The sequence below is a fragment of the Nostoc sp. DedQUE12b genome, from assembly GCF_034530835.1.
In the GTDB taxonomy this organism is placed as follows: Bacteria; Cyanobacteriota; Cyanobacteriia; order Cyanobacteriales; family Nostocaceae; genus Nostoc.
This window is the reverse complement of record NZ_JAVRCI010000056.1, coordinates 1-25,662: the sequence shown is the minus strand read 5'-3', so window position 1 is coordinate 25,662 and position 25,662 is coordinate 1. Positions and strand designations below refer to the sequence as shown.

The 25,662-nt window shown below is 40.2% G+C and carries 19 protein-coding genes and 2 pseudogenes; 12 read left to right on the top strand and 9 right to left on the bottom strand.

Annotated elements, in window-relative coordinates:
- Window positions 1-96 precede the first annotated feature (96 nt).
- From RMY16_RS23455 to RMY16_RS23420, 7 genes are all read left to right on the top strand, one after another.
- Entirely contained in the window at window positions 97-1,224 is a 1,128-nt protein-coding gene (locus tag RMY16_RS23455; protein WP_322738369.1) for a tyrosine-type recombinase/integrase, read from the top strand.
- A complete protein-coding gene (locus tag RMY16_RS23445; protein ID WP_416211691.1) occupies window positions 1,187-2,782 on the top strand; it encodes a tyrosine-type recombinase/integrase in 1,596 nt (531 codons plus the stop codon). Before RMY16_RS23455 ends, RMY16_RS23445 begins: the two co-directional genes overlap by 38 nt.
- The gene (locus RMY16_RS23440) at window positions 2,772-3,695 is read left to right on the top strand and encodes a DUF6262 family protein (RefSeq protein ID WP_322738368.1); all 924 of its coding nucleotides are present in this window, start codon (window positions 2,772-2,774) and stop codon (window positions 3,693-3,695) included. The genes RMY16_RS23445 and RMY16_RS23440 overlap by 11 nt, the downstream gene beginning before the upstream one ends.
- A 352-nt stretch (window positions 3,696-4,047) precedes the next feature.
- Window positions 4,048-5,148, top strand: a complete 1,101-nt coding sequence (locus tag RMY16_RS23435; protein ID WP_322738367.1) for a hypothetical protein — start codon at window positions 4,048-4,050, stop codon at window positions 5,146-5,148.
- A gap of 159 nt (window positions 5,149-5,307) precedes the next feature.
- Window positions 5,308-6,315, top strand: a complete 1,008-nt coding sequence (locus RMY16_RS23430; protein WP_322738366.1) for a hypothetical protein — start codon at window positions 5,308-5,310, stop codon at window positions 6,313-6,315.
- Between the two features lie 4 nt (window positions 6,316-6,319).
- The gene (locus RMY16_RS23425) at window positions 6,320-6,634 is read left to right on the top strand and encodes a hypothetical protein (RefSeq protein ID WP_322738365.1); all 315 of its coding nucleotides are present in this window, start codon (window positions 6,320-6,322) and stop codon (window positions 6,632-6,634) included.
- A gap of 26 nt (window positions 6,635-6,660) precedes the next feature.
- Window positions 6,661-7,326, top strand: coding sequence for a hypothetical protein (locus RMY16_RS23420; RefSeq protein ID WP_322738364.1), 666 nt, complete (start codon window positions 6,661-6,663; stop codon window positions 7,324-7,326).
- A 154-nt stretch (window positions 7,327-7,480) separates the two neighbouring features.
- Here the strand turns inward: RMY16_RS23420 and RMY16_RS23415 are convergent.
- Window positions 7,481-8,131: pseudogene (locus RMY16_RS23415) on the bottom strand (magnesium chelatase domain-containing protein); the annotation flags it as partial.
- A 151-nt stretch (window positions 8,132-8,282) separates the two neighbouring features.
- Window positions 8,283-9,935: a hypothetical protein gene (locus RMY16_RS23410; RefSeq protein WP_322738363.1), complete on the bottom strand. Its 1,653-nt coding sequence runs from the start codon at window positions 9,933-9,935 to the stop codon at window positions 8,283-8,285.
- Window positions 9,936-10,165: 230 nt separating this feature from the next.
- Here RMY16_RS23410 and RMY16_RS23405 point away from each other — a divergent pair, with 230 nt between their 5' ends.
- Window positions 10,166-10,324 carry a hypothetical protein gene (locus RMY16_RS23405; protein WP_322738362.1) on the top strand — a complete coding sequence of 53 codons (159 nt, stop codon included), beginning with the start codon at window positions 10,166-10,168 and terminating at the stop codon, window positions 10,322-10,324.
- A 298-nt stretch (window positions 10,325-10,622) separates the two neighbouring features.
- Here RMY16_RS23405 and RMY16_RS23400 read toward each other — a convergent pair whose 3' ends face one another.
- From RMY16_RS23400 to RMY16_RS23380, 5 genes are all read right to left on the bottom strand, one after another.
- Complete coding sequence (locus RMY16_RS23400) at window positions 10,623-11,849, bottom strand: pentapeptide repeat-containing protein (protein WP_322738361.1); 1,227 nt, start codon at window positions 11,847-11,849, stop codon at window positions 10,623-10,625.
- 494 nt (window positions 11,850-12,343) lie between these two features.
- On the bottom strand, window positions 12,344-14,311 hold the full coding sequence (locus RMY16_RS23395) for a response regulator (protein WP_322738360.1): 1,968 nt from the start codon (window positions 14,309-14,311) through the stop codon (window positions 12,344-12,346).
- A complete protein-coding gene (locus RMY16_RS23390; protein ID WP_322738359.1) occupies window positions 14,311-14,787 on the bottom strand; it encodes a response regulator in 477 nt (158 codons plus the stop codon). The genes RMY16_RS23395 and RMY16_RS23390 overlap by 1 nt, the downstream gene beginning before the upstream one ends.
- Window positions 14,756-17,539, bottom strand: coding sequence for a PAS domain S-box protein (locus RMY16_RS23385; RefSeq protein WP_322738358.1), 2,784 nt, complete (start codon window positions 17,537-17,539; stop codon window positions 14,756-14,758). Before RMY16_RS23385 ends, RMY16_RS23390 begins: the two co-directional genes overlap by 32 nt.
- 4 nt (window positions 17,540-17,543) lie before the next feature.
- Window positions 17,544-17,783: a helix-turn-helix transcriptional regulator gene (locus tag RMY16_RS23380; RefSeq protein WP_322668026.1), complete on the bottom strand. Its 240-nt coding sequence runs from the start codon at window positions 17,781-17,783 to the stop codon at window positions 17,544-17,546.
- An 880-nt stretch (window positions 17,784-18,663) separates the two neighbouring features.
- On the opposite strand from RMY16_RS23380, the pseudogene RMY16_RS23375 reads away from it, so the two are divergent.
- The 4 genes and pseudogenes from RMY16_RS23375 to RMY16_RS23360 form a co-directional block, all read left to right on the top strand.
- A pseudogene (locus RMY16_RS23375) lies at window positions 18,664-19,020 on the top strand (Uma2 family endonuclease); the annotation flags it as partial.
- A gap of 66 nt (window positions 19,021-19,086) precedes the next feature.
- A complete protein-coding gene (locus tag RMY16_RS23370) occupies window positions 19,087-19,707 on the top strand; it encodes a hypothetical protein (protein WP_322738356.1) in 621 nt (206 codons plus the stop codon).
- A gap of 169 nt (window positions 19,708-19,876) precedes the next feature.
- Window positions 19,877-20,293, top strand: a complete 417-nt coding sequence (locus tag RMY16_RS23365) for an element excision factor XisH family protein (protein WP_322682842.1) — start codon at window positions 19,877-19,879, stop codon at window positions 20,291-20,293.
- Window positions 20,293-20,628 (top strand): XisI protein, encoded by a 336-nt coding sequence (locus RMY16_RS23360; RefSeq protein WP_322738379.1) that lies wholly within the window; start codon window positions 20,293-20,295, stop codon window positions 20,626-20,628. The genes RMY16_RS23365 and RMY16_RS23360 overlap by 1 nt, the downstream gene beginning before the upstream one ends.
- A gap of 549 nt (window positions 20,629-21,177) precedes the next feature.
- On the opposite strand, the gene RMY16_RS23355 is transcribed toward RMY16_RS23360, so the two are convergent.
- Together RMY16_RS23355 and RMY16_RS23350 are read right to left on the bottom strand one after the other, a co-directional pair.
- Window positions 21,178-25,458, bottom strand: coding sequence for a CHASE2 domain-containing protein (locus tag RMY16_RS23355; RefSeq protein WP_322738355.1), 4,281 nt, complete (start codon window positions 25,456-25,458; stop codon window positions 21,178-21,180).
- Window positions 25,455-25,662, bottom strand: a 208-nt coding sequence (locus RMY16_RS23350; protein ID WP_322738354.1) for a hypothetical protein, incomplete at its 5' end; no start/stop codon positions are given. The genes RMY16_RS23355 and RMY16_RS23350, both read right to left, overlap by 4 nt.

The window sequence follows — 25,662 nt, the reverse complement described above, 5'->3', positions numbered from 1 at the left end:
TTAAAGTAAACAACAACAACTTGACAAGTACATTTGCACATTGTAGACTATTTAAAATTAAGCAATTCTACAAAGTCAATAAAGTCTACAAAGTAAATGAAAGTTCAAAGGGTACGCATCCCCAAGAGCGAGAAAGTAACCTGGATTGTGCTAGGGGATGATTATTTGCCCATAGAACCAATTCGGCAGTACCTAGCTTATTTAGAAAGTATTGAGCGATCGCCAAACACAATTAGGTCTTATGCCCACCACCTCAGTCTTTATTGGGAATACCTTCAAACCTACGATTTAGATTGGACACAAGTTAGCGTAATTGAGCTTGCCGAATTTATGGCATGGCTTAGAAGTCCTAATCCTCAAAAAGTTGCATCAATTCAAGAAGTAGTCGCCAAGCGTACAGAATCAACTGTAAATGTGATTCTGACTTCAGTCTGTATGCTTTATGATTTCCACGAAAAAACGGGCAAAGTACCACATATTCCTCTCTACCGCTCACAGATCATGCCAGGTAGGAAGTATAAAAACTTCTTGCATCATATAACTAAAAGCAAATCGATAAGAACCCGTTTACTAAAACTCAAAGAACCAAAGCATTATCCAAAAACACTTTCATCTGAGCAGGTCAAACAACTTATCGATAATTGCAAGCGAATTAGGGATAAATTTTTGATTTGTCTGTTGCATGAAAGCGGTATGAGAATTGGGCAAGCACTAGGTCTAAGGCATGAAGATATTCAGTCTTGGGATAATCTCATTAAAGTTATCCCTAGAAACGACAATGCTAATGGCGCTCGTGCTAAAGGTAACTCTCCCTACAATGTCGATGTCACAAAGGAATTGATGGGACTTTATAGCCAATATTTACAAGATGAATTCATGGAAATACTTGGTGATGACCTGAGTGACTATGTTTTTGTAAATCTTTGGGATGGAGAGATTGGCTCTGCTATGACATACAACAATGTTATGGATCTGTTCAATCGCCTCAAAAGGAAAACTGGGATTGCTGCTCATCCCCACGTGCTTAGACATACACACGCTACAGAACTAGTTCGCGAAGACGTGGGAATGGCTTATGTCCAAAAGCGACTAAACCACGCAAGTATTCAAACCACAATTGACACCTATGTTCATGTCAACGATGAAGACATGAAAAGAGAATATAACAAATATTTGAACAATAGATATGACGCAGAATCAGCCAGTAGTTCAGAAGCAGAATAAAGTCTATCAATTTATTAACTGTCCAAGGTGTAAAAGTACCAGTTTTAGAAAAAATGGAAAAAATTCATCAGGTACTCAAATTTATATATGTAAGCAGTGCTATAAAACTTTTACACCGGAGGCATTGCCTTTAATTCAAGAATCTAAGGAAGTAAGTGTTAATCCTAAACATGAGTATTCTAAAGATATTTGGGATTGTCGAGCATTGGGAGTTGAGGGTGGTGTAGGGAAATCCAGTTATAAACTAAATTTCGTTCCTATAAAGCAAGACTGGTTGAAAGAGACAGCGAAAACTTATTTAAAAGTTTGCTTGAGTTCCATCACATTTGCTTCTGTGCAAGAAAAACTTTACTCAATCAAAAGATTATCAAAGTTTTTTTCAGAAAACTATCCAGATATTACTCCAGAGAATATAAACCGCAATATCATCACTGAGTACACAATATATTTAGCAGGTCAAAAATTAGCATCAAGTACCCGATATAAGCTTATTAGTGATGCAAAATTGTTTTTTGATTCTGCTTATCAATATCAATGGCTTGATGTCCGAAGGTATTTGGTTCGTCCTGAAGATTTTCCTAAGATAGAAAAAAGACTCCCTCGCTACATTCCAGAAGAAGTTATGCAGCAACTTAATCAATACTTGGATGATTTGGCAGAGCCAATAATGCGAATGATATTAGTATTGCAAGAGTGTGGGATGCGAATTTCAGAGCTAGTAAACCTTAATTTTAATTGTTTATTACAGGATAAATCTGGAGATTGGTTTCTAAAATATTACCAATTCAAAATGAAAAAGGAAATTACTATACCTATATCGAGAGAGGTTGTAAGAGTAATTCAAGAACAACAAAGATACATCCGTAAACATTTTAATCAAGAAGAATTTAACTATTTATTCTGTGCAAATGCAGGGGCAGTTAGACCTAACTTTGTTCCGTCCCCTTATGTAATGTTGCGGGAAACATTACCTAGTCATCTCAACCGTTTAGCTAAAAAAAGAAATATTTGCGACAACTCTGGTAATATATGGCACTTTCAAACCCACCAGTTTCGTCATACAGTGGGAACACGGATGATAAATAATCGTGTTCCTCAGCACATTGTTCAGAGATATTTAGGTCATGAAAGTCCTAACATGACATCAGTTTATGCACATATTCACGACCAGACAATGAAAGAAGAAATTGCCAAGTTTCAAGGCAGAGTTGTGAATATTGCGGGGCAAGTTGTCGAACCACATAACATAGAAGCAGACATAGCTGATTTGCAATGGTTCAAGAAAAATATTCATGCACAGGCGTTGCCCAATGGATCTTGTGCCTTACCTACCATTTCTCAAGGATGTCCGCACGCAAATGCTTGTTTAGCCTGCGTCCACTTCCGAACAACTTCTGAGTATTTAGCAGAACACAAACAACAGCTAGAGCAGACTAATCAGATTATTCAGAAAGCGGAAGCAAATGGATGGGTGCGACAAGTTGAGATGAACCAGAAGGTGAAAACTAATCTAGAGAACATCATTTCCGTGTTGGAGGTGGATGCAAATGACGGTTGAGCGCAATATTGATGGACTACGTGGCAATGCTCAAAGGAAGCGCCAAGAAGCGTTTGAGAAAGTTGAGCAAGGAATTCAGAAGCTCATTAAAGAGCAACGAGTTATAAACTTTAATACTGTTGCCAAAGCTTCTGGACTGAGTAAGGCTTGGCTTTATAAAGAGCCTGAAATTAAAGCTCGGATAGAACATCTCAGGGAAAACAACTCAAAAATTAAGGGAATACCACCAAAACAAAGAAGCTCAGATGCTTCCAAAGATGCAATCATTAAAACACTTAAGGAAAGGATTAAAAGAGTTGAAGCCGAGAATAGGGGGTTGCGTGACCAGCATGAAGCAATTTATGGGCGCATTCTTCAAGCTTCTGAAATAGAGCAGCGATTGGAGAGACTGGAGGCAGAGAATGCTAGGTTAAAAAAAGAATTAGATGAATGTCTTTCTCGCTCACCTAAGCCTTCTGCGTCTAAAAAATCTAATGTTCCATCTCTCTCAAACAAAAAAATGCAAGATGGGATTAGCAATACCATTAAAGATGAATTAGATGCTTTAGGTATTGAGTTGAACACGACCCTTGCCCCGACGATAAAGAACGCTGAGGAAGAAGTAGTGTTAACTGCGATTGAGGCATTAAAAGAGCAATTACAGCATAAAGCCATTCCAAAACCTGGGGGTTGGCTGAACAAAGCAATTGAGGGTGCATGGCGACCTAACCAGCCCCTTGGCGAAGATAATCAGCCAGCAGACTTGTTTAGCCAATGGTATGGCTTGGCTAGAGAATTTGGAATTGTCATCGGCAATCGCAAGGAAGACGATGGCTCTATATGGGTTCAAGAGAATACTGGTCACTGGTTCTCGTTTGAGGAGTTTTCCTCGAAATGGACACTTCAATATTTGCGCTCAAAAATAGTGAGGTAAGCAGAAGGATTGTATTGATCTTTAAGCAAAGTAATAATTAGTAGTCGCTACTTTGTTAACTTTTAAGGAGCAAGTAACTCGAAAATAATTTATCGATAGCTCCAGAGCAAAAATTAGCAGATGCGCCAAAAAATCCAACTATCAAGCTTTAAAAAACTTTAAGATTGACTGAAGAGCTAATAAATCGCTTGAATTGATGGAAAAAAAAGATTTTATCTTCCATCGGTTATTTTTATATGGTAGCTTAGTTACAAAGCACACCTTGGTTTGCTTATCTCAAAAACTAAGCTTCTATATCTAGCGGCGTAAGCTGAGTGAATTTGGCAAGCCACGACACTTACACCGCATAGAAATGAAGCCAACACAAAACCCCAATGTTCAAGGAGGTTTATGTATGTCTAGACTAACACATAGTCTAGATGACGGTGTGCTGCGTAGTCAACTAGTTGATTTGAAGTACACTGCCGATGATTCTAGTAAGCAGCGAATAGACAAAATATTGAATTTACCTAAATTCAAGCTGCTTGCTTTGTTCATCGTCCATCTCTTAAAAAAGGCAAAAATTATACAAGTTGCTGAAGAACTTGACGTTAATCGACGTACAGCAGGCAGGTACTTGGAGGAACTTGACGAAAAAGATGATCTGCTTGGTTGTGAGCTTCACGGAACAGTAAAAATTTTTTTTGTTTTACATGAGTCAACTAAGGTCGTTCTTGATTGGGCAACTGAAGCAATCAAATTGGGCAAGTTATACAATCATGAACAAAATGGCATTCCAACAAAAGAATCTGTGAATTTTGACTTGGATAATACTAATAAGAATGAGACTGCCACTGAAAGGGAACTTTCAACCCTGTTAAAAATCCGTCAATTCTTTGAAAAAATTGAGTTTATACCAGTAACAGGTCGAAAAGTTTTATATCTGCTTGATGATATCCCAAAATCGACAAAAGACCTGTCTCAGCAGATTGGATGCGATAACTCAACCGCAAGTAAATACCTAAAAAAATTTTTTGATATAGGCATAGCAGGTCGAGAAACAACATCTCCATACGGCGCTGGCAGGGGGGAATATTTTTATTTCCTCAATCCTCTAGTCTCTAGAGTGTTATTGGAGGACAAAAATCAGCGTCAGACCGATGTACCTCCAATTGAGCTAGAGATGGAAGATAACAATCATGCCAATAAACAAAACACGGCAGTTTCCATTTCAAACGAAAAAGTATGCCAGGGCAGTGAAAGAATGAATACAGAGTCTTTTCAGCAGCAATCAGGTTCTCAGTCTGTCGATAAGAATGCCGATGAAGGGTTCGACCCACTAGCGTACAAGATAAAAGAGTTTATCAAGTTAACAGATCAAATTGAAAAAACTGAACAAGAATTACGCGACCTTCTTGGCCCCGGAAAAGAAACAGAGATTGCCATAACCAGACTAAAATTCAAAAAAATATAAACCAAAGCAGCAAGGTTTTACCCTCGCTGCTTGGTGAACTCATGGGCGGTGCGTGGCGCTGGACGTGACTCCTAATCCCGGCTCCAAGGGGTTCAACTCCCCTGCCGTCCACAAGCTTTGATAACCATATTAATACATTCACTATCTTTTTAAAAAACAATGAGCAAAATCCAAAAACCAGAATTTATAGACTACTTCTTCACTACAAGATTAAAACGAGTACCTACAGATATACTAAAAAAATTTGTTAAAAATTTAAAAAATAATAAATCAGATGAAAATATTGATAAAGTTACGCAAGCAGAACTTATTCAAGAAATCAAGTTATATTATGAGCTTATGCAAGGAAACAAAGAATTATTTACTATTTTTAATGAATTTATGAGAGACAATTTTTTTAGTGCAAAAGAATCTGAGTACTTACTTCAAATTCCTAACAAAGAAAAAGTCGTTACGTGGGTAAATACATGGGATAACAATAGATTTTTAGGACAACGCTACAGTTTTTCTAAACATGCTCACATCCAGTTAAAAGAAAAATTTCTAACATTAGATGGACAAAATATATCTTTGCCATCAGAGGTATTACTTATAATTGCTGCATCTCATAGTTCTAAATTAATTGCAAGTGGCTTAGAAATAAAAGAATACAATCCGACAAAAGAAATTGAGTTAATCTTTAGAAAAGATATGAATTTAATTGAAATAAGAGGGTCATTTGATATTATACGAGATTTTGTAAATACGGCTGTACTTGACTCCCATAATCCTTTGTCTATGGCACAAAGTTTATTTATTGGTGAACGAGAAGATGCTAAGTCCTACGCTGTAGTAAAAACATTGAGTAAAGTTGTAAAAATAGATGCTTTAAAAATAGCATTAAATGGAAAATACTTAAGTGCATCTGCCCCAGTCAATGGTATTAAAACATCAAGAATACAAGCTAGTTTTGAAGAATTAGATAATATTGAGGAAGAGACTCATCCTCTAATTAAACCCATGTTAGAAGAACTTCTAAAAGACTCAGATAAAAGTAAAATTTTATTTATATACGATAAAAAGAAATACACATTTGCTATAACTAAAAGTGGAGGGTTAAATTTCCTACGTTATGCTCCAGAAGAAGTCATCACATATGTAGTGTCAAAGATCAACAGTCTTGAGTGAGAAAATGTGTAAAGCTATTGCTGAGTGTATAAAAATGTATATTGAAACTCAGTATCGGGGAGGCTTAATTGGCATCTCTGATTTAGCTACTAACTGCAAAGTTGGGGAAGGAAATATATATGTAGCATTAGTAAAATTACAAAAGGAAGGGGATATTAAGATTATTAAAAGATACTTTTGTCCTGAATCTCACCAAATTCTCGTTGAAGATTTACCATTCTGCTTAGAATGCGATTATTTGTATGCGGAAGATTTTATCACTACATTGATATATGTTCAGCCATTGAAGTTAACTAGTACTGATTTAGTTAAAACATAAAAGAATGATAAACTTTATTATTAGGCATGGATAATAACCAGTTTTTAAATGAAATTAATTCTTATATATCCAAAGCAAGTTTTCGTAAAACAAATTCCATAAATTGTGAAAATATATTTGACATTACAGATTTGTATATTAAAGAAAAAGAATGTTTAGATAAGATTTTAAATAAAAAGTTCAAAAATACTACTGAACAAGGGAATTTGTTAGAAGAACTTGTAAAATTATTGTTTAAAAGAATAGACCTAATCCATAGTATAGAGATAACTAATAGAGATACTACTTTAGGACAAATAGATATACAGTTACTTCCAGTTGATGAAGTTATATATGATGTTTGGGGTATGATTAAAGAGAAACCAAAATTTATGATAGGTGAGTGCAAAAATTTTTCTAAAAAACAGGATAAGGTTGATAGGCCAGAAATAGAGAAAATCTGCTGGCGTAGTTGTAAAGGAGGGTGCTTAAGTTTTTTTATAGGTTATGGATATACACAAGATGCAATTGATGAAATAGCCTATTTCAACAATAATAAGGATTCTATTTGTTTCAAACATCAAGGTGCGTTTATCATACCATTAACTTTGTCAATGTTAGAAACTATTATTTTAAATAAAATAAATTTTTGTTATTTTATTAAATGGGCTATTTTTACATCTAGAATGATGAGTATTGCTAATTACCTTTAGTTAAAAAATTGTTTTTATATAGTAATACTAGTGTGCAAGTGGTTCATGCCAACGTTTTTGGCTCAACTTACTTCTGATGTCAACGTTATTGACATATCTACAATGTAAAAGCTTTATGTTATAAGCTTTATGGCAATTTAGCTATAGATAATTATAGATTATGCCCACCAGCCGCAGCAATTTCTAAAGCACGACGCGCATGAGCTTGTCCTTTGACATCATGCAAATCTGCACCAGGGTAGGATACTGTTGTTGTTTGTGTTATGCTATCTATCTGCATAGGTTTGTAACGCCGCGGATTATTTAAAAAATCCACCACCTCAGACAAATGCTTGCAGCCGTAAACAGCCAAATCTTCAACCACTGCCGCTTCTTGGGCATTATCAGCAGGGAGAACTAAACCTGCAATTCCCATCTTTTGGGCTGCTGCTGCGATCGGTAATACACCAGCCACAGGACGCAAACTGCCATCCAAAGAAACTTCGCCCAAAAATAGATAATCCCCCAACAAATCAGCGCTAACTTGCTCAGAAGCCGCCAAAATTCCCACACTAATAGGCAAATCGAAACAGGGGCCTTCTTTGCGTAAATCTGCCGGAGTTAAATTAATTACTATCTTTCGCATCGGAAAGGCAAAGCCAGTATTTTTCAAAGTTGCTTTGACTCTTTCTCTTGACTCTTGAATCGCTGAATCTGGCAATCCCAAGACAACAATTCCCGGTAATCCCCCTGACACATCGACTTCTACGCCGACTTTGACGGCATCGATGCCGACAATTGATGCACTCCAGACTCTAGCAAGCATTTCTTCTATAACAGTAAACCTTTAAAATCTCTAGCAGATGAGTTGGTAGATTGGCATTAGTGAAACCACATAGAGGATTTTTCGGAATTAAGGCTATTGAACAACAAGATTCCCGACTTCTAAGAGCTGAACCGGAAGGGCGCACAGAATGTTATAAACTAGCTCTATACATTTGGGATATAACATTTGTGGTTGTATCTAACCAACCAACAAAATCTAAGACAGCAGAGACAGCAGTTGGTGGCTGAGAAATGAGTGTATCTTGCTCGATCAAACGTTTAAAGTCAATTTGAATATCTTCTTTGCGTTCATTAACTCCATCAGGCTGGTAAAATTTTACGCCAGCTAGTTGCATGATTTTGATGATTTCCTGTGCCATAATTCCATAACCAATAGTGGTAGGATGAATCCCATCCAGGGAAAATAAACCACCTTGTAAGCGACCCTGTGAGTTGGACTTAAAAAACTGTGAGTCTGGTTTGGGCCGGAGTGCATCAATTGCTGGGGGTAAAGTATATTCAGTCCACCAATTGGGGCGTGCTTGTTTATCCTCAATATAACGTCTTACAGCTAAACGATCTAGCAAGGCAACAGTTTCAAATAAGTACCAGTCTTTCCCTTGCTCTCGACCTTCACGTACCGCATCTACAATATATTTGTTGTACCCATCGATAACGCTATCGATCGCTCTAGCCTGATTTGCAGTCAGGTGGGGATGCCGTTTTGAGTCGAAAGTTTCCTCATTAAACCAAAATGGGGCGTAGTAAGGGAAATAGCGAGAACCGACCTTTACTTTTTGACCATTTTTATCTTTGTTAATACCACGAGCAAAAGGAGCGATTGTCACATGGGGAACTGTTCCCCAAATTACGTGGCGGGCTTTAATTTGTTTAACTTTCTCCACAATCATGTCAAGTTCAGCTTTAAAATGACTGGGAAGCCATACAGTATATTTGTCATTCGTTGCCATGTCTTGAAAATCTTTACCAGACCACTCAATGTGAAAAGTCAAAATACTTCCCAGGGCATTGTTGGCACCGATCAAAATAATTAGCGTTTCAATGCCATCACCTTGGCCTGTCTCTATATTTCCTTCATGGCTTAACTTGATTGCAGCTTCTAGAGGAGTTAAGGCCTTTCCCAAAGAATCGCGTGCATTATTTAAAACCCTCAATGTTGCTATTTCATTAGCATTTTCTGGAGTTTGTTGAAGAAAATTAGTATTATCTTTAGGAGGAGTTGTTTGGATAACTTTTTTGGCGATATCTGCGGTGCGAGATAAAGTATTCCTCAGATCCCATCCATATACAGCTAGATTATGGTTGAATAACCCTGTTACTGGGGGCTGTTTTCCTTGACCACGTTCCCAATAATTCTCTATTTCATTAAGATAACGCGATAACCACGGTACAACAAAAGCTATATCTAAGGCATTAATGCCATCTGCGACCTGAAATCGATTACTTAGTTCTCTTACTAGCCTTTCCAAGTTCATTGGTAAACCATCTCCTGGACTGGCATAGGTTGGATAGCGAAAATTTTTATCCCATCCCATTTCACGGGCTATGAGCATGGGATAAGACAATTTGGTGTTAAAAATAGCTCCACTTTGAAATCCATGAGTTAAGGAGTCCCCAATTGTTACTAGTCGATGCCGAGGGCTACCTTCTCGATTGACAGAGACTGGAATTCCTAAAGTTGGGTCTTTTTCTGGTTGACGCGGTTCTGTACTCAAGACATTTTTTACTTCCTCTGGGGCGTTTTCTAGACCCACCAGCATGTCAGGCGTTACTGGATTGTTCATAATTATTCCTTAAAGTTCAAAAAATTGTTTTGAGTTTAAGCAGAGAAGTGTAAATATACGTTGATTATGCGCTTTTACAGGTTTTAGTGTAATATTCCTCTTGTAGAGGTAAATAATCTCAACAATTAGCATTTGGTAAGCAGTTTCGGGAAAAATAGCACCTCAAGCATTACTGATGCAGTATACATCTGGTAAAATTTTCTGCAACTCGCCGGGAAACTGTTTGAGCGTTGATAAAAGTACTCAAAGATTTGGGACAGCTAGTTGCCATTCGCCAACGAATATTCGGCAATCCTGCTTGCACGCTAGGGGATTTACCAGCTTGGCTACAGGAAACTAGACTAGCAGCAGTTGCAGTGGCGATCGCAGCTGCAATACGGTTCGGATAAGCATTTTGAACTCAGAATTACCTTTGGGGAAAAGGTTAAAGGTTAAGGGTTAAAAGTTTTTTCCCCCTTTCCCTTTCCCCTTTAACCGAACCGTATTGATCGCAGCTGTGTTAGAAACCTCTCGGTGTTTCATAATTGTTCGTGATTTAAATTGCCTCAAATTTAGACTGATAGAGAATATCTATCAGGTTTTTGGCAATTTTTTAGTTTTGAGTACTAAATTAAACACGATAGGGACGCACATTTGTGCGTCCCTATCGTGTAATCAAGTTTTAGATGTTGAAATTTTAGGTTTTTATTACCGCCAATGTTGAGGTATTTTCAGATTTTCCGGTAGGATGGTTGTGCGATCGCCAATTGCCTGTTCAATCTGCTGTGATTCTACATTTTCCGAGCCGCTCAAGTTTGCTCCACAGAGGTTAGCTTCTTGGAAATTAGCTTCTTGAAGGTTAGCTGTACTCAGTAATGCACTTTCTAGATTAGCGCCAGCCAGTTTTGCCCTTTGCAAGTTACTACCAATCAGGTTTGTATCCTGGAGATTACTACCTTCAAAGTTGGCTTCTTCCAAGTTGGCATCACAAAGGATTGCTCCTTCCAAGTTGGCATCACAAAGGATTGCTCCTGTTAAGTTGGCATCACAAAGAACTGTCCCTTCCAAGTTGGCATCAAAAAGAATTCCTTGGGAAAGGTTCGCTTTTCTAAGAACTGCGCCTTGGAGATTGGCTTCTGGAAGGATTGCTTTTTGCAGGTTGGCTTCATAAAAAATTGAGCCACAAAGGCAGGTAACAGATAAGTCTGCTTCAGAAAGGTTTACTTTGGTAAAATTGACCCATTGCAAGTTAGCTCCGACAAAAATTGCTCTAGAGAGGTTAGCTTCGGTTAAGTCTGCATTACACAGGTCTGTATTGCGTAAATCGAGTTTTTGATTGACTGGATCTTTAGATGAATCGCGTCTGCCAATGACAGTTAAGGCTGTTTGAATATCTGTAGGAAGTTTTGATGATTGCAGTGGCTCATCCTCATATTCTCTATTTACTGGGGCATTCTCGCGGATAAAAGCAGCAAGAATTTCCATAATTGTCCAATGATCTTTCGGAGAATCTTTGGCAATTCGTTCTAAAGCATAAATTGCCGCAAATCGCGTTTCAATCTTGTCATTTCCCAATTGTTCAATCGCTTTAGAAAAGCGTTCGGAAACAATTTCTTGGGGAGTTAGTTGTGTCTGATTGATGCAATTTATAATATTGTTATCCCAAGGTAGTGTTCCAGCTAGGAGTTGTGTTAACAAGCTGTGATTCTCATCCAGAGAGAGTCTGGAGGTATAGTAACCATTAAGAATTAATGCCAATCCTCCAATAATTATGGCAATCGTGGTTAATGCTTGAGTGATGTATTCAATTTTTTCTTGATTTGAAAATCCTTGAATATTTTCAAAAAATAATATAATTAAAGTAAATGATAAAATAAATATAACTGAGACAAATACCAACAAAGTTGTGAGTCCATTGGTCTTTATGAAAGACATGTCATAAGTCTTCATATCCGACTCCTTACGGAAGTAAATTTAGGTTGATTCTAAGAGTATCTGTAAAGTTATGATAGAGTACAAACACGGATAAAATTGGCGAACTATTAAATCTACTATATAAAAATTATCTATATAACAATCCTGAATCATTTGTGATCAACAAGATTATCGACTTTCTAGAGAAGTCAGGGATTCTGATTATTAGACTTCTTGCAAAAGTCGGGGTAAAGGGGAAGGGAAAAAGGGTAAAGAAACTCAAAATCCTTTCCCTTTAACCTTTTTCCTTTTCCCTAAGAGTGCAAAAATATATTTTTGCAAGAGACTCCATGAGCTGCGCTCACAAGGAACAATGAAAATGATCTTGGAACGATTTTGCGTTGTTTCAGCCTCTATTTTCAAGGCAGGTCTATTCATGAATGATTAGACATTTAATGAAATTAAATATGCGTTAAAGGCTTGCAAAAAATCAATTATCCCAAATTATTTGTAGATTAAGTAGATTGGACTAAGTTAGAAATTGCCATAAGCAATTCCTCTGGTGCTACAGGTTTAACAATGTGCTGTTGAAACCCTGCTTTTAGTGCGTACTGCTGATTGATTTCACCGGCATAAGCAGTCAGAGCGATCGCAGGTATCTTTTTTTTGCCCAGTTCTGCTTCTAGAGTTCGCACCTGTTGCATCAGCATATAGCCGTTCATTTCTGGCATTCCAATATCGCTGAGTAAGATATCTGGCTTTGACTGGGTTAGCGCTTGTAATGCTTCATATCCAGATGCTACTGCGGTGACGATCGCACCAAATTGTTCTAGTACAAAGCTGAAAAAGTCGCGGCTATCATCATTGTCATCCACAACCAGCACTTGTAAACCCATGAGGGGAGAGTAGGGAAAAGCGGCAGTTGAGGAATCAGTATTTGTATCATTCTTGATTGTTGCATTGTCCTTGATAAGCGGCAACCTAACTGTGAAAATCGCTCCCTTTTCCTCACCAGGGCTTTCCGCCCAAACTGTTCCCCCGTGCATCTCAATCAAGTGACGAGCGATCGCTAAACCTAACCCTAATCCCCCAAACTTTCTAGTTGTTGTGCTGTCACCCTGACGGAAATAATCAAATACATAAGGTAGAAAATTCGGGTGAATACCTTTACCTGTATCGCTGACAGTAATCTGCGCCTGAGCCTCGATGCGCTCCAATCGCACACTTACTTTTCCCTCAGTCTCAGTAAACTTGACGGCATTCGAGAGAAGGTTCCAGAAAACTTGCTGTAAGCGGGCTGGATCACCCAAAACTTTCCCTACAGATGGATCGAGCATTGTCTCAATCTGAATAGTTTTAGCCTCTGCTGCCAAATGCACTGTTTCCATTGCGGCTTCAATGGTAGATACCAGATCGACTGGAATCATGTTGAGGCTGAGTTTGCCTTGGAGGATGCGAGAAACATCTAGTAAGTCTTCAATTAGTTGAGCTTGTAATTTGGCATTGCGTTCAATAGTTTTCAGTGCTTTGTTGAGCGATGCTTCATCAAATTTCCGGCTCTGCAACAGTTTTGCCCAACCAAGAATCGGATTCAAGGGCGATCGCAATTCGTGGGAAAGTACCGCCAAAAACTCATCTTTGATGCGGTTAAGAGCTTCAGCTTCCGCCCTGGCTTTTTGCTCAAGTTGCAAAAGGCGATCGCGTTCTTCTTCAGTGCGTTTGCGATCGGTGATATCAGTGAGCATGGCGATCGCACCCAAGCACTCACCCTGTTGATTCAAAATCGCCCTTGCAGAAATCAGTGTCCAGATGTACGAACCATCCTGGCAGCGCAATCGCCCTTCTTTAAGCTCGCTCTCTTCTCCTTTGAACCACTCCAGTTTCTCTTTATCTGCAATATCATCAGCCAGATCCATAAAATCAAATATAGAACGACCGAGTATTTCTTCTGCTGGATAACCTAACATCTGCGATATCCGCTGATTCACAAACTCTGTTCGAGTTTGAGAGTCAATCATCCAGATTCCCTCATAAGAGGTATCTACAATTCGGCGATACTTGGCTTCACTCTTTTGTAAAGACTCCTCTGCTTGCTTGCGCTTGCGCCGCTCCTTAGCTTCCCGCAACGCTCGCTGCACCGAGGGAACTAACCGCCCTAGTCGTTGCTTTAATACATAATCGGTTGCACCGTTCTTCAAAGCTTCGATCGCTAATTCTTCGCCCAGCACAGCCGAAACAAAAATAAAAGGAACCTCTGGAGTGCGATTTCGGGCAATTTCCAGAGCCAAAATTCCATTAAAAGAGGGCAAGGCATAATCGGCAAGAATTAAATCGAAAGTCTCTGTTTCTAAAGCGGCAACGAAATCAGCATCAGTTTCAACTCGGATCAGTTCGCAATTAATTCCTCCTTCGGTTAATATCATTTGGGCTAGCTCTGCATCTAACACGCTGTCTTCCAAAAGAAGAAAACGGAGGACATTCATCACTTGCTCTCCTTTTGAAGATGAGGTGCCGGAGGTAAAGCACCAACCGGAGGCTGATTGATCACCGCCCAAAACAATCCCACACCTTTAATAGAATCAACAAAATCATGGTAGTCTACTGGCTTGACAACATAAGCATTGACCCCTAGCTCGTAGCATCGAACTAAATCCGGTTCCTCGCGGGAAGAAGTCAGTACCACCACTGGAATCACTCGCATTACTGGGTCAGATTTGAGTTGTGCCAATACTTCTAATCCATCAACTTTAGGCAGTTTCAAATCGAGCAACACTACCACAGGATACCCTTCCATTCGCAACCGGAACAATCCCCGGCGATAAAGATAATCTAGTGCTTCTTCGCCATCACGTACCACCACTACTTCATTGGCGAGATGGTTTTCTGACAAGGCAGCTAGGATTAACTCTGCATCGTTGGCACTGTCTTCAATTAGCAGAATTCGCTTGAGTTCTTTCATCACTCTCCTTCTTGGACAATTTAGGCAGCGAGAAATAAAAGGTGGAGCCACTGTCAACTACAGCCTCTGCCCAAACTCGACCATTATGCCGATGAATAATGCGTTGCACGTTTGCCAATCCAACACCAGTACCTTCAAATTGCGGGTCGCTATGTAGACGTTGAAATACTCCGAATAGCTTGTGTACATATTGCATATTAAAGCCTACGCCGTTATCTTGTACAAAAAAGATAACTTCGTTTTCATTGTCAATACTTCCAACAGTAATTTCTGCTGGGTTTCGAGTCTGGCTATATTTTACGGCATTGCCCATCAGGTTGCGAAGCACGAGCCGCAGCATGGAGGGATCGCCTTGCACTTCTAACAGTGATTCGATGTGCCAATGGATTGTGCGTCCTGGAGTTTCTGCAATCAAATCGCGTTTTACCTCATGTACCAATTCCTCCATATTGAGGTTGATGTAGCGCATTTCGGTGCGCCCCATGCGAGAAAATGTTAGCAATTCATCGATCAGTATTCCTGCTTGTTTGGCAGTGTCGGCAATTATTTTTAAATAGCGCTGACTCGTTTCATCTAAGGTTGTTGAGTTATGCCGTTTCTGAAGCAATTCTACAAATCCGGCGATGTGGCGCAGCGGTGCCCGCAAGTCGTGAGAAACTGAATAGGAGAAGGATTCAAGTTCTTTATTGGCGGCTTCAAGTTGGATAGTGCGTTCTTGAATCCGTTGCTCTAGCATTTCGTTGAGTTGTTGCAGAGCGGCTTCGGCAATTTTGCGATCGTGAATGTCGCTGGCGATACCCACCCATTTGGTAATCTGTCCGCTTGGATCTCGAAATGGTAAACCCCGGACAATATGCCAACGATAGCTACCATCAGAAACTTGACGAAAGCGAATTTCTATTTCGTAGTCTGTTGCATTAGCAACAGCCTGCATCGAAGTTTTCAAGACGCGATCGCGATCGTTGGGGTGAATGACATAAATCCAGCCATAGCCAGCTGTCTGCTCCATTGTCAGTCCGGTATAGTCTAACCAGTATTGATTGCAATAGGTAATACCACCATCGCGATCGCCCATCCAAATAGCCTGTGGTGAGACTTCCGTTAAAATTCGGTATCGCTCCTCGCTGTCACGTAGCGCTTTTTCTGCCAAGTTGCGATCGCGTAGCGCAGCTTGCTGTTCGCTGATGTCGGTGACTAACGCCGCATACCCTTCAACGATTCCCTGTCTATTAAACTGGGGAACGTAAATGGCATTAATGTAACGTGTGCCACCATCTTTATAAGGAACTTGACTTTCAAATGTTACCTGCTCTCCTGCCAGTACTTGTTCCACATAAGGACGAAGCACTTCATAAGCGGATTTACCCAAAACTTCCCAAAGATGCTTGCCATAAACTTCTGCCGTCGAATGCCCAAACCACTCTTGATACGCTCGGTTGTTGAAGCGGTAGCGTTGTTCTGAATCTACAAAAGTAATCAGAACTGGCAGCGTATCTGTAATTAAACGAAGTTCTGTTTCTCGTTGCCGCAGTGCTTCCTCCATCAGCTTACGGTTGGTGATATCGCGCCAGCAATCTATTGCACCGATAATTTCACCTTGGGAATCGCGAATCGGCACTACATTGGCGATCGCTGTAATTGTAGTTCCATCTGGACGTTCAATGATGCATTCTTCGTCATGGATCGTTTCACCATAGCGCGTAGCACGGTATAAAGGTAGTTGCTCTAAAGTGAGGGGCGTGACACCATCAGCCAAGAACAGATTGTAGGACTGAACATAAGATTCACAAGATATACCAACGAGAGATTCATTCGGTCTGCCCAAAAGCTCTTGCGTGAGTTTGCTGTTAGCGATGATTGGGAAATCAGGAGGGCCGCCAGCGATCGTAATTCCTTCTGGGACTTGTTCTAAAAGCATTTGCAAAATGCTCTGGGCTTCTTCTGCTTGACGGGAGCGATGCTGGGCTTCTGCTTGGGCTTGTTTGCGTTCGCTTAAGTCAAGAACAAACCCAATGATTGTCCGATCTCCCTGTTTAGCAAAGCCAAGTAGAACAGGAATTAGAGAGCCGTCTTTGCAGATGTATTCCTGCTCAAAAGGCTTACAACTCCCAGTCATTGTCAGTTCTTGAATCGCTCGCTCGCTCACCTCAATATATTCGAGTGGAACGATCTCGCCCCAGCGGATTCGGCCAGAGCACAAATCCTCGCGGGTATAATTGAGCATTTTTAGAAAGGCATCATTGGCTTCAACGATTAAGCCGTTGAGATTGGCCACAATTACCCCAATAATATTGGACTCTGTTAAGCGACCAAACCGGGCCTCGCTTTCGTGTAGTGACTTCAAGTTTGCCTCAGCTTGCCGTTGAGCGGTGCGGCGTGATTCGTTGAGCCAGCTGATTAACCCTGCTGTCAGCATGAACACTATCAAGGGAACTACAATATTCGGATTTGTAATGTTCTGCGGATGGAGTGGCTTAAAAAAGAAGTAATTGACTGCAAAAGTAGACAAAACGGTTGCAAGTAAACCTGGCCCTAAGCCTCCGTACCAGGCACTCACCATCACTGCACCAAAAAACAGTGCCGCAGGCGTGGAAGTGAGATATGGATTGAGCAGCAGAGTTGCCCACAGTGCTAAGGCAACGGATAGGAAAGCAACACCATAGTGCAGCAGTTTCTCCCGGATGAATGCGCCCTTGTCTCTATTGCCAAAAAAGATGTTTTGGGATTCCGATGCCCTTGCCTTACGACTCATAACCCTACTCTGCTTCTGGAAAATACTGATTTAGCAGTCTTTTCCCAGGTTCACCCATCTTCCGTAACATTTCTTCTATTAGTTTTAGTGCTATATGTGAAGGGACTGTATGCCCATTCTCCCAACGGTTGACTGTTTTGAAAGAAACTCCTACTTTAGCAGCAAACTGTTTCTGAGAAAGATTGAGCTGTTGACGAAGTTCCCGAATTAAATCTAAAATTTCCACTTGCTTGGTTACAGACATATCTGTATTTTTTTTCCATAGAATAATTACATTAGGACAGATGTCCTAACATTTATCTCCTGCTTAGGGAATATCTTCTTTGTTTTTGTCTCTAACTGAACTGTTTAAGTTAATAGGTTCAATAGACCTGCCTTGAAAATAAGGCAGAAGGCAGGAGGCAGGAGGAAAAGACATTTTCATTGTTCCTTGTGAGCGTAGCTCATGGAGTCTCTTGCAAAAGTGCTTTTTGCAAGAGAGGGAAAAGGGGTTCATGTTAAAGGGGAAGGGGACAATACAGAACCTTTCCCCCTTCCCCCTTACCCTTTTCCCGACAAATGTCCAGAAGTCTAATGATGAACTTCGTTGATGAATTGACTGCGATCGCTTACCTTTTAATATTTAAGCATTTGCGCCCAGAATAGAAGAGTCATAGTGTTGTAGCAAATCTTTTGGGTGATCGTAAATTGCCAGATTACCTAATCTCCCATAAAGAGTCCTTTTTACTTCATCATTCCATGAGAGGAGAAGGGAGTTAGAGAAGAGATGGCGATCGCTTATAATTCAATACGCTTAGGTTAAGCATTTCTTCCTTTTTTATCTTTGCATCCTTCTCTAACGAGACGCTACACGTTGGCGAAAGCCTCTTGTAGAGATGGCGGTTCGTTAAAAAAAAGAGTTTTAGCCTTAACCCAAGCGTATTGGCTTATAATTATCTGCAATTGCGATCGCGTTCGAGACGCTTGGGCGATCGCACAGTGCCGGAGGCGGACACTAAGAAAGCTTGTAGAATTTGTTAGTTAATAGGGTATGCATCATTTACCGAATCCCTATTGGTAAGAGGTCAAGATGGTACAAACCCCCGCTAGTCCAGAAACCGAAACTCTATTAATTGAGTTGCCTAAGTCCATTGGGCTGTATGTTACCCAATGGTGCGACTCGCTCCCCCGATGCCTCTTGGGTGAGTGGAGAACGATGGCAGGTGCTTACTTCGGCACAAAAAGGAACGTTTGCTAATATCTGCCCCGATTTTGTGGTTGAGTTACGCTCTAGTTCAGATACCCTCAAGTCCCTGCAAGATAAATTGAGGGAGTATATCGACAATGGCGCGAAACTTAGTTGGTTAATCGATGCGCAGCAGCGACGGGTGGAAATTTATCGACTGGCTAAAGATGTGGAAGTGTTAGAGAATCCTGCTGAGTTGTCGGGTGAAGCGGTGTTACCAGGTTTTGTCTTTAATTTGCGACGGGTTTGGGATTGAAAGCATCTTGCTCGCTACGCGTTAATTAAATAGTTTTTATATAAGAAAATAATAGGGAAAATCCTGATGCCTTATAGTAAATTTACTCTCAGTAAAGCTGTAGAGGATTTTCAACTTACTATCATTGAAGGCGATGCCTACGGCGGTAAACTACGCTTTCTGCTTGAAATTTCCCCAGTCAATCCAAGTTCTTTACTCAAAGATACACTCAAAGAAACGCTGCCTTGGGCGATCGCAGTCAGTACTGAAAAAGCGCGTTCTGAAGGTATTATCAATCCAGTTTTGTTAGAAGTCAAACGTCAGTTCAAAGGACAAATTAGTGTCTTTTCGGGTGAAGAGTTCAGCGTGCAGCCAGAGGTTGATTTGACGGGTTATGTCGATTTTTTAATTAGTCGCTCTCCAGAGCAGTTGTTTATTAAGGCTCCTGCGGTAGTTTTGGTGTCAGCGAAGAAAGAAGACCTTAAACCAGCACTGGGAGAATGTTTAGCCGAGATGGTGGCAGCTCAACGCTTTAATCAACAGAAGCAGCAGCCGATTTCAACCATCTACGGAACGGTAACGAGTGGTACAGTTTGGCGGTTTCTTAAACTAGAAGGGCAAACTGTTACGATTGACCTGACCGATTATCCACTGCCACCAGTTGAGCAAATTTTGGGCAAACTGGTTTGGATGGTGCAAAATGCCTGATGCAGGCGATCGCATCTAAGCTTTGGGAGTAGATGAGACTGCAAGTAAACCCCAATTGCACAATTGGGGAAGCAGTTAAAATCGAGTTACTCTGGCTACTAGAAAAAGCGATCGCTCTTTTGCTTGGTGTGATAGGTTTAAATTGCACCTCTAGATCGGATCGTCTGTTGTGGCTAAGGATCGTTTTCATCAAGTTGTTAAGACGGCTCTTGCTAAGGATGGGTGGAATGTTACTCACGATCCGCTTCAGATTAAAGTAGGTGGTGTAGATATGGAAATTGACTTGGGGGCAGAACGATTACTGGCGGCGGAGCGAGGAGATAAAAAAATTGCGGTTGAAGTCAAAAGTTTTTTGGCTAGTGCATCGGCAATTTCAGAGTTTCATACAGCACTGGGGCAGTTTATTAACTATCGGGCTGCATTGCGTCGTCAAGAACCCGATCGCATTCTCTATCTAGCCGTCCCCGATCTAATCTATAACAGCTTCTTTCAACTTGATTTTCCAGCCTCAATGCTACAAGAAAATACCGTAAAAATGATTGTTTACGACATTGAATTGGAGCAAATTTCCCAATGGAAGAACTGATGGATAAATTAAAGAACTATCAGCAAATCGTGCAGCAATTGTTGATGGGTTACGCAGAAGTTAAGCCAGCTTATGGTGATATTGAGGTTGAGACTATCTTTGATACGCTGCGAGATCGCTATCAAATTGTGCATCTGGGTTGGCAGCATAAGCGCTGGGTACATCATTGTGTAATGCATCTGGATATTCGGAATGAGAAAATCTGGATTTTTTACAATTCAACCGAGCATGATATTGCGGCAGATTTAGTCGATTTGGGCGTGCCAAAACAAGATATTGTGCTAGGTTTTCATCCTCCTTTCATGCGTGAAATGAGTGACTATGCAGTGGGCTAAAAGCCAATACAGTTCAGATAAGACCAAAACACTTGTAGAGACGGCGATTTACCGCGTCTCAAAACCCAATATTTTGTACCAATAACCCTTAACCCAACCGTATTGGGCTATAAAAGCAGAAGAATTAAAGAAGCGATCGCCTAATGGACAAGTAGAAGTAGTGCCATCGCGCTTTAGTTAAAATCGCTTTGATTCACTATGAAAGGGCGATCGCAAAATATTGCTTGAGCTACATCGAATAGATAGAGGCGATCGCCTATCCTACAATGAAAATCTGTTTTCAGGCGATCGCATTGCTACCGGATGGAGCTTGTGATTGCTTCTCTTTCCTTCGGAACGCTACGCGAACGAGACGCTTTGTGATCGTTGCACTCGTAATGACGTTTTATCTGGCTAGCTGATATTAATCCGGCGATGCATAATTTTTCACTTGGTTTTTACTTGATATCGTCGCACAGATAGCGATCGCTCTTACTCACTGTGGAGCTATTCTTCAGATAACTATGCAATCAGTTACAACCTTGCGAAACTCGTGAAAGGGTTATTTCTTCATTTCCTAACCCTATCATTTAAGATTGCTAACCAACGTTCGGCAATATTTCTAAAAGTCGCAGAATTGGAACTTAAGTTTTCTGAGGCTAAGTTTGCTGAGAGAAAACGTAAGGTAGTTACTGACTGTTCAAGCAATTGGCGCTGGTGGTATACTGATGTCTCATCCAAAGCAGTTTTTACTCCTTGGCTAATTCGCAAAAATACCAACAGTAGGGAGCTAAAAGGTTTTGGCAGCTGAGAAGGCATCCAAGCTATTTGATTCGCAAAGGCAGCTATGCTTTCAAGAGTCTGACAAGAGTTGAGTGCATCTATTGCAACACTAACCAGTCCTTCTGTAGTAGTTCTTTTGGAGGGATTAGAGTAGATCAGATATTCAACAGCTATGCGAGCATCAGCTAGATTTTCATTATAAGCTTCTAAGATCAACTCTAAAGTCCGCTGAAAGCGCAGTTTATCTAAAGGATAGCTGGGTACTAATGGCGTAGGAATTATAGAGCATAATAGGGTTACGATTGCAGGAATTAGAGGTAACCACCAACCTAGTATAAAAGCCATGTAACAACCCCCAGCAAGGCAAGTCATTGCTATGAATATAATAAGGGCTGGCAGTTGCAAAGAACGCAATCTCCATAACATTAAACTAATACTGGCTCCTACCACAGACCAACCGAAGATCCATAACGATTCCATTGATTCAGACCAAGTTTTAATTAAAGGTCGCCCATCCAACACTGTACTAATCAGTTGACTTGCCATCTGTGCATGAATAAACAGAGCAGGCATTCTAGCTGGTTGATCTGGTAAAGCGCTGTAGGGCGTATAAAAGCCACTTGGAGGGATATTAGCTGCTGTAGTGCCAATAATTACCAGACGGTCTTTGAATAAATTGGGGTTGACTCGATCACTAAGAACATCTGTGAGGTTTACTTGGTCGGCGAGGCTATTGGGGTGATGGTAATTTAATAATATTTGATAGCCCCCTGCATCCAAATTTTGGTAGCCACCAGAATTAGTTTGTAAACGTGGAAACAAAGTTTTACCTAAGATAAAATCTCCTTTTTTAGTAAAATCGTATGCAATACCTTGTTTTTCTAGATAATTAATTGCAATTAATGCACCAAATGCAAATGATGTTGTACATTTCTTGTCTGTAGAGTTGGCAAATAATAAGGTACGGCGGAGAATTTGGTCGTTTTCATGATCAGCAACTACATCGCTAAACCCAACATTATCTATAGGGACATTCGGCGGCGGGGGAATTTCATCTCTATCCAAGCTGCTGAACAAACAGGTAGTGACAATGTTATCTTGATTTTGGAGATTAGCCGCCAAATTATTGTCTTCTGGGCGGAAAAGATATAAACCAACAATTCGCGGTTGATAAGACTCTATTTTCTTTAATAGCTGATTAATTATCCGATCTGATAGAGGCCATTTCTCTCGTTTGAGATCCTCATCAGTAATTTTTACTAGCACAATCCGCCGATCGGGTGCTTCTGCTGGACGCGATCGCAACATCTGGTCATAAACTCTTAACTCTAAAGGTTGCAGCAAGCCATAAAGACGCACAATAGAAACAAAGCCTGCAATGCTTATAGCTTTAATCAAGCTCATTAATATTACCCACCTAATGTTAATTTTTTGCTCCAACGGTTCCCGCTTCGCTTGCTGTTGAGCGGTTGTCAATATCTCATTTGCATTTACTACACGAATGAGTCTATCTTCACTAAGTTTGCGTCGTGTTCTTTCCTTTTCAAGCTCTGTAATTAATTTATCTCCCTGCTGTTGACGAATAAGAGATACTAAATAATCATGCACCAATTGATAACGGTCAGCAGGCGATTCTGGTAATAGCAATACTAACCTTGATGCCACAAAAATCTCTAACACCAAATCTAATTTTTCAACTTCTGCGACCAAATCTGCGGCTAACTCAGCACGAGTCTTCAGGGGACGAGTACCATTTTCATCTGTGAGTAAATATAAAACCAGTCGTGCAACCTGTTCATTCTCCGCGCCACAATCTTGAATAACTTCTTCTAAAAATCGCTCAACCAGTTTTTCTTTAGTGCCAAACTGACGATACTTTTCTAAAGTTGTAATTTTCTCAGTTTGCAATTGCGTCCCCACAATTTGCAACTCAATTGGGCGTACTTCCCCCAACTCACCTGCTAAATCCAGCACTAATTCATCAATCAGTGCAGGTTCGAGATAAAATTGAGAGCGTTCTGTTAAACTCTGCACAACAGCCTTCGCATCGGCTGGCGAAAAGTTACCCAAATAATAGCGAATATTTTTATCGAGAATATTATTATTAATTGCAGTTAAATTAAACAGACGGTCTAATTCTAATAAATAATGTAAATAATCTTCTCGCAAAGACAGAATTATCTTGACAAAAGGAATATCTAGACAAACTCGCAAAAACTCATAAAATGCTCGTCGTTGGACTTGGTCTGGATAAACAAAGAAAAACTCCTCAAACTGGTCAAATATTAAAACCGTCAACAAATTTCGGTCAGCATTTCTCCGTAATTGTTCTAAAATAGCTGCTGAAGAATCAAGATTAGCAAATAATTTATTACCTCTGATTTCCTCAAAAGCCTTAGCTAAACACTGCCCCAACATTCCCACCCAATCTGTATAAACTCGTAACAAAATAGGTAAAGCATCTCGCTCACCAATTGCTTGCTGTTGCAACGCAGGGATTAATCCACCCTGTAAAATTGAACTTTTACCCACTCCTGACTGACCATGAATTACAGTTAATTTATGCTCAGTCCCACCAATTCTTTCTCGCAACCGTTTAACATCTTGTCCCCGACCAGAAGTAGCAATCTCTTCAGCAATTGTTTCAGGATTTTCAGCTTGGAACTGTGCAGAATTAATTGCCTGTCGCTGCGGGTTGAGATAAGATGCACCAACAAAAGCGCGGAAACCATACTGTTGTTCAATTTGTAATTGTTCTTGCTTAATATGAAAAGCTTTGAGATATTCACCTTGCTTAAAGTAGAGTAAGCATAATCTTTCTAATATAGATATATATAATTGTGGGTTATACTGATGATGACTTTCAATTTTCGCAGCTTCTAAATTAGTAATTGCTGCTTGAACTTGACCTAAACCCTGTTGTGATTTGGCTAAAATAAACCAATACAAACCAAATTCATTTGATTGTAAATTAGGTATCTCAGCCAATATTTCTAATGCTTGCCCTGCGAATTGATTAGCTTCATCCCAGCGTGACTGTTCTAAGGCTACTTCTGCCAAAAAACCATAATCTTTAGCCAATTGCAACGGTGTGCCATAATTTTGATGTAGCGGCAGAGATTTTTCTACAAGGATTTGCAACTCTGGCCATGCTTGCAAATCTCGCAGCACTTCACCCAGTTTAGTAATATGTTTGGCAACTAAATCTGAACGTTGTGCTTGTTCAAAAATCTCAATAGCTTGCTGAAAATAATTTCTCGACTCTTGCCAATAGCGTTGATTTTCTGTTGGAATTTTTTCAGATTGGCGGTTATAAGCTGAAGCAATATTAACGAGTAATATACCTTTTCGCTCTAAATAATTACTTTGTCGCCAGAACCCCAAGCTTTGTTGATAATGTGATAGAGCAGAATCTATCTGGTCATGTAGATAATCATTTAAACCAAGCAAAAACTCTAAACTTGCTTGAAGTGCTGCTTCTAATACTTCTCCTCGATTTTGCAAATCTTGACGGGCGGTTTCTAGTTCCCGGCACATTTGGGGATTGGGCGTGATATTACCAGCAAAGATTTCATCAGTTTTTTGCTGAAGGAAGTTGACTAACTCATCAGTAGGGTTTTCAAACTCGATGATAGTTGCCCAATTTTCTAAATCAGTAGCTAATCGAATAAATTTTTGCAGAACTGAATCATTAACCCACAACAATATCGGAAACGGGAAGTTCTTTCTAAACTCCTCCCGTACTTGGTTAGCTGAAGTCAGAACTGTATCAATATCTTTAACCGACTCCAAACCAAAAATCATCAATGCAGGTGGCTGTTCATCTCCCAGTTGTTCGCGTATATTTGTGTAAAGAGTTTTGACTGATGCAGGTAAGGTAATTTCGCATATTTCCACAGGAGAGACTTGGTGCAGCCGTTCTACCATGCGCTGACGTAAAGCAACATAATTACAGCGCAATATAATCAGCGAAAATTGCCCCTGCGAAAAGGTAATTGCTCTGACTAAAGTTTGTAATGAACCCTCATTGTCAAAGGCTAAATTTTCCGGTTCTTGCTGATTACTCATAACATACAGCAGTTTTGTTTTGCATGAAGTACAAAGTTATGGGTTTGGGGGCAGGGGGCAAGAAGGACGATTTCTGCTAGTTGTAAAAGCTGTAGTTGTGAAGATGACGACTGATCTAGCTCCCGCACTTGTTGAAACGGCTCCCGCAATTGTTGATCTAGCTGCCGCAGTTGTTGATCTAGCTGCCGCAGTTGTTGATCTAGC